Annotated in this window: 11 protein-coding genes; 2 read left to right on the top strand and 9 right to left on the bottom strand. The window is 53.8% G+C overall.

From position 1 onward, the window contains the following. Positions 1-175: 175 nt before the first annotated feature. From AEST_RS12395 to AEST_RS12380, 4 genes are all read right to left on the bottom strand, one after another. Entirely contained in the window at positions 176-364 is a 189-nt protein-coding gene (locus AEST_RS12395; RefSeq protein WP_008609451.1) for a hypothetical protein, read from the bottom strand. Positions 365-605: 241 nt separating this feature from the next. Then, positions 606-1,106, bottom strand: a complete 501-nt coding sequence (locus AEST_RS12390) for a CC0125/CC1285 family lipoprotein (RefSeq protein WP_008609450.1) — start codon at positions 1,104-1,106, stop codon at positions 606-608. Positions 1,107-1,125: 19 nt separating this feature from the next. Continuing rightward, positions 1,126-1,830 (bottom strand): anti-sigma factor, encoded by a 705-nt coding sequence (locus AEST_RS12385; protein ID WP_008609449.1) that lies wholly within the window; start codon positions 1,828-1,830, stop codon positions 1,126-1,128. Next, the gene (locus tag AEST_RS12380) at positions 1,821-2,315 is read right to left on the bottom strand and encodes an RNA polymerase sigma factor (RefSeq protein WP_008609448.1); all 495 of its coding nucleotides are present in this window, start codon (positions 2,313-2,315) and stop codon (positions 1,821-1,823) included. The genes AEST_RS12385 and AEST_RS12380 overlap by 10 nt, the downstream gene beginning before the upstream one ends. 120 nt (positions 2,316-2,435) lie before the next feature. Between AEST_RS12380 and AEST_RS12375 the strand changes: the two genes are divergently transcribed. Continuing rightward, entirely contained in the window at positions 2,436-3,803 is a 1,368-nt protein-coding gene (locus tag AEST_RS12375; RefSeq protein WP_008609447.1) for a S8 family serine peptidase, read from the top strand. Here AEST_RS12375 and AEST_RS12370 read toward each other — a convergent pair. From AEST_RS12370 to AEST_RS12350, 5 genes are all read right to left on the bottom strand, one after another. Then, positions 3,786-4,721 carry a surface lipoprotein assembly modifier gene (locus AEST_RS12370; RefSeq protein ID WP_008609446.1) on the bottom strand — a complete coding sequence of 312 codons (936 nt, stop codon included), beginning with the start codon at positions 4,719-4,721 and terminating at the stop codon, positions 3,786-3,788. The genes AEST_RS12375 and AEST_RS12370 overlap by 18 nt on opposite strands. A 51-nt stretch (positions 4,722-4,772) precedes the next feature. Beyond that, complete coding sequence (locus AEST_RS12365) at positions 4,773-5,468, bottom strand: hypothetical protein (protein ID WP_008609445.1); 696 nt, start codon at positions 5,466-5,468, stop codon at positions 4,773-4,775. A 144-nt stretch (positions 5,469-5,612) separates the two neighbouring features. Next, a complete protein-coding gene (locus AEST_RS12360; protein WP_008609444.1) occupies positions 5,613-8,303 on the bottom strand; it encodes a M14 family metallopeptidase in 2,691 nt (896 codons plus the stop codon). Between the two features lie 132 nt (positions 8,304-8,435). Further along, the gene (locus tag AEST_RS12355; RefSeq protein ID WP_039925487.1) at positions 8,436-8,762 is read right to left on the bottom strand and encodes a helix-turn-helix domain-containing protein; all 327 of its coding nucleotides are present in this window, start codon (positions 8,760-8,762) and stop codon (positions 8,436-8,438) included. 204 nt (positions 8,763-8,966) lie between these two features. Next, positions 8,967-9,644 carry a hypothetical protein gene (locus AEST_RS12350; protein WP_008609442.1) on the bottom strand — a complete coding sequence of 226 codons (678 nt, stop codon included), beginning with the start codon at positions 9,642-9,644 and terminating at the stop codon, positions 8,967-8,969. Between the two features lie 214 nt (positions 9,645-9,858). Between AEST_RS12350 and AEST_RS12345 the strand changes: the two genes are divergently transcribed. Next, the gene (locus tag AEST_RS12345) at positions 9,859-10,356 is read left to right on the top strand and encodes a YqhA family protein (RefSeq protein WP_008609441.1); all 498 of its coding nucleotides are present in this window, start codon (positions 9,859-9,861) and stop codon (positions 10,354-10,356) included. Positions 10,357-10,399 lie beyond the last annotated feature (43 nt).

Raw genomic sequence — 10,399 nt, 5'->3', positions numbered from 1 at the left:
GGGTCAGACCGGTACCGGAGTGCGGTGGATAAGTTCATGGAACTGCCACTGAGGTGTCACAAAAAGGTCATGGGGTAGGGATAAAATAAGCAGAGTAGTGGTTACCTCTACTTCCTTCCTGGATGTTTACCCAAGTGGTTTTGGTTGGGGGCAAAAGCCCCCAACATTTTTGGGATCAAGCGAAATCCTGGCGGGAACCGAAGCGTTCCGGCTGACTACTCAGTTCCTGAATGATCTGCGTAATTTCTTCATCTTCCAGTAATACGTCCTGTAAATGCGATGCAATTTGCTGCGGGTCGCAGCCAGCTTCCTTCAATTTAAAGGCAAAGTTTTTATGTACTGTCAGTACGAATGGCGAGGTCATATGGCACCTGTTGGGTTAGCTTGGGAGTCATAATTTGGTCAAAAAATGCGCTAACGTCTAATGAAAAAATTCCGCACTTTGTGCAAAAATCAAACGGAAAAAGCATTGCATAAAATGCAGCTGGCGCAGTGCTGCGCTACGCCAATCTGACTGCCTATGTTACTTTCAAGCCGTGAGGGCGCTCCGGTGCGGCATTTACAAGCCCGGTCAGCGCTCGCCATTCCGGCAGCGACAACAAGGGTTAGTGACGATGTACGCTTGCCGGATAAGCGCCACGTTCCGGCATCACGCCCTTACCCATTCTGATCTGCAGCACTACCTCAACCTCATTACGCTTATCCAGGCCGATGCCGGCTTCATATTGCGGGCGATGAACAGTACGGGTGCGACAGCCCAGCAATGAACAGTTGCGCACCGTATCCTGCTGATAGCTAACGCCAAGCTGGCTGCTGTTATCGCGTTGCCGCTCCCGCAGCGTTTCCTGCTCAACCACGAGGTACCAGTCGAACCCCTGCTCAGCAGTAAGTTCGGCAGCACGCTGCATCGCATAAGCTTTGGCCCGCTCGCGATCCTCGCCACGGCTTTTAAAACTGACCCGGTAAAAATTATCGGCTATGCGCTGTTCGGCATAGCCGAAACCGCCGTTTAGTGCAGGCCGGTAATCCGGTTTGCTGCTACAGGCGGCGAGCAATAACACCGCCAGTAACAGCCAAGGTTTTGCTAAAGAGGACACTTTACTCATCATCACCTCCGAAACATGCTTAGTGTTGTGATTTTAAATATCGCTGTTCAGCCGTCGCATCTAATGCCTGCCCCGCCATTAATTGGTCCAGCATCGGATCCAGCAGCATGGCGGCGCTGGCGGTGTGATAGCCGCCCGCCTGACGGTGCTGTGCCACCGTGATACTGGCCTGTTGCTGCCAGCCGTTTGTGGTACGACAGGCGATGGTTTCGGTAAGCTGCGTTGCACTCTGCAGGCTGACGTAGCGGCAAAACTCTCCGCTGTGATTAATAAAACTCAGTTGCGGCGTTAACTGCTGATCCTGCACCTGCACCTGACGGCCACTTGGCGTGCTATCGAGTGCTACCGCCAGTTGTGCGGCGAAGCTATTGCCACTGTCGGGGAGCCACTGTGCTACGCCATAGCCGGCAAGCAGTGCCACACAAGCGACGGCAGCGGCGTGACGTTGTAGCTGTTGACTGGCGCGGCGCCACCACGGAAAGGGGATCACTTCTGCCGTTTCAGGCGTTGTTGCGCCGTGCAGCAGTGCGGTGATCGCCTCAGGAATAGGCGTTTGCTCAATTTGTCTGGCATGTTGCTGCACCAGCACATCCACCATGGCCAGGCTGGCGAGGCGATCCACTAAGCTTTCATCTTCCAGCAACTGCTGACGCACCAGGGCCATCTCAGCTTCGGATAGGCTGGCATCCAGAAAGCCAGATAACAGTTCATCGGTTAATTGCATGTCAGCCCCCCGGGTAATTTTAACTTGTTGGCGATGGCAAGCCGCGCTCTGGCCAGCCGGCTCATAATAGTCCCAGCCGGAATCGCCAGAACTGAGGCCGCTTCCTGATAGCTCATCCCTTCCACCGCCACCAGCGATAAAACTTCACGCTGCTCGGGCGGTAGCGTATCCAGGGCCTTACCAACCTGAGTCAGCTGAATATCATTTAATAGCTGCGCTTCGCCATCGGTTTCGGTCAGGGTTTCATACTCTATCTGTGGCTGGGCCGTCTGCCTTACGCGCCGGGCGCGGTATTCATCTATCCATAAATTACGGCAAATCCGAAAGGCCCACTGTGCCGCTGGCACACCATCGGGTGTCGGGTGGTCCAGCAAACGGACCAGAGTGTTTTGGGTTAAATCATCGGCATCAGCGCGGCTGCCCGTTAGCGAATAGGCAAAGCGGCGTAAGGCCGGGAGTAGTAATTGTAAGTCAGCTTTGGTCATAAGCGCTCTCCTTTTACCGGGATAACGGCTGAGGTTGACCTTTTATTCCAGCAGCAGGGAATTTTTTTTGACACCAGCCGTTAGCATGATACAAGTTATGCAAGTTAAAGAGGTGTGTTGATGAAAAAAACCTTAGTCGCAGCACTGTTTCTGGCCGGTTTGCCTGCTGTCAGCCCAGGGCAGGTAGTGCGCCCCCCTGAGCTGCCGCCGCCTCTGGTTGATACCTTAAAGCAACCCACCGCCGAGTTGTTGCGGCAAACTGAGCAACTGCAACAACAGCTTGCCGAGCAGCGCTTGCGCGAGCAATTGGCCACGCTGGCGACCTTGCCCGACCCACTGCAGCTACCGGCGGTACAGGACATCCTGACCCTAAGCGGTGAACCACTCTGGCGCGAAGTTGAAGTGGAGCAGGGCTTTCGTGCCATAGAACGCGAGTGGCTATTGTTACTAACCGCAGACGAGTGGCAGGCTTTGCTGCAGCGCTGGCCTGAGCTGGCCGGTTATCTGCAGCGACAACAGCCTTTACCTGCTTTGCAGCTAACGTTAGTGACATTAAAGGTGCCAGCAGCCCTTGATTCGGCGTCTGCATTAGCGCAGCAATTTAGTGCCGAGCTACTGCGTTACAGTGGGCGTAATCATTTGTACCAGCCGCAGCAGCAAGCCAGCACCGCAGCGCCGCAGGCCGCGGCTCAGAGTAAGGCCAGCATGTGCAATTGGCCGGTCAGCCTGGGAATGGTCGATACCGATATTAATACTGAGTTGCCTGCGCTGGCCGTGCAAAGCGGGCACTTTAATCTGGTGGCGCGGCGCTTTTTACCTGAACAGCTGGCAGCCAGTTATGCCCATGGTACGGCGGTGGCCAGTTTGCTGGCGGCGCGCGACCCGGCGATCACGCCGTTATTACCGCAATTAACTTTGTACAGTGCCGCGGCTTTTTATGCCAGCAATGCGGTGCAGCAATCCGCCAGTTTAGAGCACTTACTGACGGCACTGGACTGGCTGGCGAGTCAGCCGCTGCAGGTGATTAACCTCAGTCTGACCGGACCTGATAACCCGGTGCTGGCGTTACTGATCCAACAATTACAGGCCCGCGGACTAAGTTTGGTGGCGGCTGCCGGCAATGGCGGCCCTGCGGCAACCCCTTTATATCCGGCGGCCTATCCGGGAGTGATTGCAGTAACCGCAGTGGCACCGGATATGACTCCCTATCGTTGGGCTAATCAGGGCGACTATATCGATTTCGCCGCCGTCGGGGTAAGAGTAGCAGCACTGACCGCCAATGGTCAGGTGCAGCCACAAAGTGGGACCTCTTTGGCAGCACCCGTCGTCAGTGCTGCGGTGGCTTGCTGGCGGGCCGCACAGCCGCAATTAACGCATCAGCAGGTGTATCAGTTACTGATGCAGCAGGCCCGCGACCTTGGCGAGCCGGGTAAAGATCCGGTAACGGGGCACGGGGTGATCGAACCGCCGCTAGAAACTCAGTTGTAGCGACAGTGAGCCGCGACTTTCGGTGTAATCTGCGCTATCGAGGATGGACTGAAAATCACCGAACTCCAGTTTGCTAATCAGGGCAAAGTGCTCTGACAGCCCCAGTTGCCATTGCAGATCCAGCTGACGTTGCAAGTCGTTACGGGCAGCTGCAGTATTGGCCACACTATGGCTCTGATACTGGCGCCGGGCGACACGGGCGCCAAACTGCAGTTGCTGCGGCAAGGTCCAGGCGGTAAAGCGGGTCGACATTTTCAGTTGCACGGCCGGTGCCTGGTAACGGAACTCAGTGGCGTCGGCGGCCTCCCAATCGTAACGCAGGCCCAGGCTGATAAAGCGCTGACCATCAGCACTAAACCAGAAACTGTCGGCACTAAGGCTACGTGTTTGGGCATCACGGCCATTGATATTATCGAAACGCTTTTGGCCAAGTATTAGTGCCGGGCGCAGATACCAGGTATCACTGGCACTGTGCATCGCGTAGAGACTGCTTTGGGTTAAGGTTAAAAAGGGAGCAGACGCCAAGCGTGCATCGGCATGGTACAGGTTGATGCCTAAGCTGGTGGCACCCAATTGATACTGGCTGTCTAAAAAGGCCAGCTGCAATCTGAGATTATAGTCGTCCGCATTTTGATACTGTTTATCCTGCAGCGAATAGCCAACAAACACTTGTAGCTTATCAGTGGCTTGCCAGCTGGCATTGACATCGGCTTCCAGCAAACGGGCATTATCGGAGCGGCCACTGGCTTGGTTTAATTCACTGACATTGACGTTAGATTGATATTCTAACCCCGCCCGCACCTTAGCGGAAAAACCCCAGGCCGGTGCGGCGGACTCGGTAGTTTGTGCCGCCAGCGCCGGGGTAAGCAGCAGGCTCAGCAGGGCGGTAGCGGGCAAAGTATGGCGAAAGCATAACATGGGAATACTCCTGCAAAAGCGAGCCCTGCAGCGGGCAGGGCCCGGCGCATATTACAGACCGGTGGTCAGCCGCAGGCTGTTCCGAACGGTGTTCGAGACTTCAGCGTTAACAGCCTGATTGACGTTTTGCAGCACTTCAGCACTGGCAGCTTGCTGCACCAACTGGTTGGCTGAACCCTGAACCTGCTGTTGCACTGCCTGGCTGACATTCGCAGTAACGGCCCCGGCCGTTTGTTGAGCGGCCTCTGCACTGCCTGACGCCAAACCTTGCACCTGAGAGCTCACCGTCAGCGCATTGGCAACGGTGCTGGCCGCATCAATACTGGCTACCGCCTCGGTTACCGTGGCAGTGGGTAGCTCAGGCAGAGCCGGCTGTGGCATAGCGTTGTCTGCCAGCAGGTCGGTTAAGCCCAGTGCCAGCTCACCTTCACTTTCAGTGTTGGTGTCGGTTGCTGCATCGGCGTTACCGGCAATGGTAGTAGGTACTGCAACGGTTTCTTCATCTGCTGGCTCGGAGTCAGCACCAGGCAGGGTATTGGGTGTGCTGACCGAAGCAGTGGCAGAGGCCTGGGTATTGCTACTTTGGCTAGCTTGCGCATTGGCAGAACCGCTTTGCGCCTGGCCAGCAGATGCAGACATCGCGGTTTGAGCCGATGTTTGAGTGCTGACACTCAGGCTAACATCCGCCAGCGCCAGGGTAGAAAAACAGGCTAAAGCAATTAATGATGGTTTAAATACAGTTTTCATGATCGTTTCCTCTTTTTGTCACACTGACACCGAGGTAACGGATCAGAACACTATTTTATTCCCGCTTTTTTGAAACTTATCCAGACATCTCAGGCAGTGGCATAAGGCATAACTGCCACTGCTCGGGATGAAAGACAATCCTGCTTAACGCAGGGCGCCGGCGTGTGCGGCGCCGCGGAATACGGCGTTGATATACAGCAGGTGCATACCATCGACGTAAGCGCGGAAGTTTGGCTCCTGGGTAAAGGCAATCACCTGGCCACGGCCGTGCGACTGCACCATCACCAGCGGTTTATGCGCTATTTGCTGGCGGTTTTCTTCCCACACAAAGCCACCGGCCAGAAGATCTTTAGGGGCGGCGAAATTAACCACATTGCGGCCATCGTTAATCCGCAGCGGCTGGTAAATATGGTTGCCAACATAGAGGCTGCGTACCTGTTCGGCGATACCGGCGGTTAGCCAATGGTTTTGATCAACCACAGCATTGGCAATAAAGCCCGGCACCCAGTCCGGATCGGCCTGATACGGCTTTAACATCTGCTCGAACTCACGGTATTCCGCCAACACCCGGCCTGGCACTCTTGCTTCGCTGGCAGGTTTATCCTGCTCACTAACCTGATACTCGCGCTTGCTGCTTAGCAGTGGCTTATCGCCTTCCAGCAAATAGCTGGTGGCATTGCCAAGGGTGATCAGTACACCACCACGCTGCACAAACTGGCGTAAATTCTCGCTGCCGACACTCCCCAGTGCCTGCTGATAACTGCCAGCACCTGTCGCCGGTAGAATCAGCACCTGATAACGGCTTAGATCGGCACTGCGTAGCTGCGCCGGGCGAATTGCCGTGACCGGATAACCGATACCACGCTCCAGTACAAAGCGGGCACTGCCGGCACTGAGCGGATTGGTCGGCTCATCCCACAGCATCGCGACATTAATCTTTGGCACAGCCGGCACATTAAAGGAGCCAAAGTTCGGCCCCTCCGTTACCCAGCTGTTATCCAGCCCCTGTACCCTGGCGCCGCTTTGCTGTGCCAGTTGTTGTACCTTGGTGGTTAAGTCAGCCGGATTATCGGCACGGCTTAATACCAGGGTGCCGGCCGGGTAACGCTGACCATTCTGATGCGTAAAGGGCAGATCACTGCTACGTAGCATTAACCCCTGTTGCAGTGCTGCGCTTAAAAAGCGCGCCGCCGCCATATCGCCCCAAGGCACGACAAAGCCGTAGCGTGCATCCGGGTTACTAACGCTACCGGCGATCAGGGTATCCGGGCCCACCACAGTGGTATTAACCCGCGGTGCCTGATTACAGCGCTGCATTTCCAGGTTATACATCAATGGTAACGACCAGGCGGTAACATCGTAAATCTGATCCGGCAGGTTATTGGCGCGGCGCTGCTCCTGTTTCTCTAAAAAGGCCTTATCCATCGGCACCGTATTATCGAGTAGGGTGCGCATTAAATGGTAACTCGGCTGATTGGTGCGAATAAGGTAGCTGCCCGCCTGATAGTCTTTGCCACAGGCTCGAAACGCCTGCTGCGCCTGCTCTACTTTAATGCCATGCTGGGTTAGCACGCCCATCAGTTTCTGATGGCCGGCCAGATCGCGCTCGGCAGCAAAAATAAAGCTACGCAGGCCATCTTTTTCGCCCTGTGCCGCCGCAGTTTTGCGGTACTGATAAAAATTTTGCAGCAAGGTGCTGGCCTGCTGGCTGGCGGTTTCCAGCGTGGCTTTAAAGGCGACAAAATTACGCTGAATACCATCGGCAAACGTCAGGATCTGGCCATCCTGCATCCGGTAATGATGGCCGCGTGCCGAGGCCATCTCATACGTCATCGATACGCTGCCGTAATACAGCGGCCAGCTGGCGCCATAGCCGGGGTAAAAGGCATCGAAAATCTCACGGGTAAAGTAGTGATAGCCCAGCTCGTCAAACCATTTGGCATTATTCTGGCCCACCTTATTCAGCACCTGGCGCTGGCTGGCCTGAATATGCGGGTTGTAGGGCTCGGCCTCGGGGCTAAAGTAATATCCCATATCGCCGCCCATTTCATGCGAGTCGACAAACAGCAGCGGATACATTTGCTGCAGTGCTTTAACGCGGCTGGCGGTTTCCGGCTGGGTTAACGAAATCCAGTCGCGGTTCATATCAAACAGGTAATGGTTGGTACGGCCATTGGGCCAGGGCTCGTTCTGCTCAGCGGAAAGCCGATCCGGCGAATGCTCCAGGCCTACTGTGGCATAGTAACGGCTGACAAAACGATGATGGCCATCCGGGTTTTGCAGCGGGTCGATATAGACCAGGGTATTGCTTAATATTTGCTGGGTCAGGGCGCTTTGGTCGGCCAGCAAATGATAAGCCAAGGCCATGGCCGCATCGGCTGGGCTTATTTCGTTGCCATGCAGGCTACCGGCAATCCAGACACTGGCCGGCAGGCTGGCGATCAGCTGTTTGGCTTCCGGTTCACTCAGGCTTGCAGGCTGTGCGAGTTTACGCATCCCGGCTTCAATTTCGGCCAGCTGGCTGATATTGCTGCTACTGCCAATTACCGCATAAAACAGCGGCCGGCCCTGCCAGCTTTTGCCATAGTGCACCAGCTTCACCTGCTGCGGATAACGGCTGGCCAGTTGCTCAAAAAAGCGGGATATCGCTGCCGGCTCTGAAATGCGCTCGCCAAATTGATGGCCCAGTAATTCCGGCACCGGGCTGATATCCGGCCGGTAATCACTTTGTGGAAAATACGGCACCGGCTGGGCGGTGCTTATGTCAGCAGCTGAGGCAACACAAGGTAAGGCTGCCAAACTGGCAGTAAGCAAGCTGGTATAAAAGAAGCGCATAGGTTCCCGCGAAGTTATAGTGTTTTTTGCTTACCTTAGGCGCAGCAGGGCAGCGGCACAAGAGGCCGCACTGTGGATTGCGACCAGTGGCTGCTGTAAACGGTTAGCAGGTTGTACGGGGTATTAGTGTACTCAGTCGTTAGTTAAGTGTGGTATCAGACTCTCCAGCTCAGCACGCTGTCTTGGCAAAACAGCGAGCTCCAAACCTAATAATTTAAAGTAACTGCGTAAATTATCTAAGCGAGGATTGCCATTATCATTCTCAATGTCACTTACAACTTGCCGGCTAAGTCCGGTAAGCTTACAAACCTGAGTTTGTGACATTTTTAAACCTTGACTCCGCAGTGTTTTGGCAAGCTCGCCTAGCGTAATAGTTCCGGCAAGCATTTGTTTCAATAGAGCGTTTTTTAATGCAAATCTGTCGGCATTACTGGCGTTGCCTCCTTTGGTCGTACTCATTTTAACAATCCCCACTTGTTTAATCGTTGTTCTAGATGTGTAAACCCCATCACAGGCATTTTCAAAATGTTATCTGGAACACCCCTTGCAGCCAAACGGGCTGGCAAGTCTACTAATTGATCGGCGAGTTGGCGTAATGCCTGCTTAAAACCGTCAGGATCGCCGTAGCACTCCAGGCGCTCGCATAATTCGAGCCAGGCGATATCACCTGCTTTCTCGATTTGATTGCTCCAATTCGTGGTGCGTACCACAATCTCTGGATCGGCTTTCATAGGTGCAAAGTCGTATATCCAGATAATGTAGATCAGGCTCGTTATCAGACTGCAAGGGGTCGATCCAAACTTCACGCCGCTGGTTAAGCCTCACGAGTAGTTTGGGAGCAGCTCCACCAGCACCGGTTGCGCCACCCGAAACGGCACCTCGTTGGCGCGCATAGGTTAAAAAGTCATGATCACGTTCAACAACGGCGGCTTGCTCAAAGCGCAAATCAGCTAATTGCTCAGACAACGCCGTTATTGATTCTTTCAAGCGTAAATTACCAACGGGGGCGATAGTACCTGATTTTAACAACTCAAGATCCTGTTGAGCGCTGGACGCTTGTTGCAAATTTAACAGATCTAACCAGAGTTTCCGGGCATAGCCCATCGGCATAATATCTTCAAATATCGCCGGCCAACTTTTGAAAGCATGGATATCCATAGGGTTAACAGGGTAAAGTGCTGAAAAGCTTCGTGCCCCGGCTTCATCAAAGTACAAGGCAGCGTAGTCGAACAGAGGCTGCAATGTTACACTACCTAGCCGACCAGCTTCCGGTTTGTCCAGGCTGATATGATAGGCATCATGCCAATGGCCATCGTTAAATGCTTGTAAGGTAAGTTGCATAGAAAATCCTTACCAGTTGGAGGTGGTGTCTAATATAGCCGACAAAAACTGGATTTGTGTAGGTTTTTGTCTGAAATATTAGTCAAAAACCCAAGGTTTTTCTAATTTTGTCTAGCAAGTTAGTCATTGAGTGAGTGTAAACCTAAGTACACCGGAACTTGTCACACCGCCGTCACTCCAAGTTACCGCTAACGTCAGTAAACGGAGCAGGCCTATGTTAAAGGTAAAACCGATGGAAAAAATCTTACAAAGCAGCCGTATTCTGGTGCTACTGACGATAGTGGTTTGTGGTGCCGCCGCTTGTTTACTGTATCTGAGCAGTGCGGTGATTGTGTATAACATTATTTGGGAAACCCTAAGCCAACTGCCCGATACCGCCGATTTAGGCAAAAGGTTGGCAGTAAAAATGCTGAAAGTACTGGATATCTTACTGATCGCATTAACCTTTCAGATTATTGCCACCGGCCTGTACCGACTGTTTCTGGGCGATGTGGAAAGCCGCGACAAAGGCTTACTCAAAGCCATGGATATCAAAAACTTCCATGATCTAAAAATTACCCTGATGCAGGTCGCCAGCGTCATTATGGTGATTCTGTTTCTGGAGCAAGCGGTAGAAGTCGGCGCCACGCTGGAAACCCTGTACTTTGGCCTTGCCATCGCCGTGGTAGTGCTGGCCAGTGTATTTGCGGCAAAGCAGATGCGGCATTCTTAATGTGAGCCGGTAAATTTTCCGACAAAGATTGCACTGACTGGGC

The sequence above is a fragment of the Alishewanella aestuarii B11 genome (assembly GCF_000280055.1).
Lineage (GTDB): Bacteria > Pseudomonadota > Gammaproteobacteria > Enterobacterales > Alteromonadaceae > Alishewanella > Alishewanella aestuarii.
Note: the sequence above shows the minus strand (reverse complement) of the source record. Positions and strands in the feature narration are given on the sequence as shown.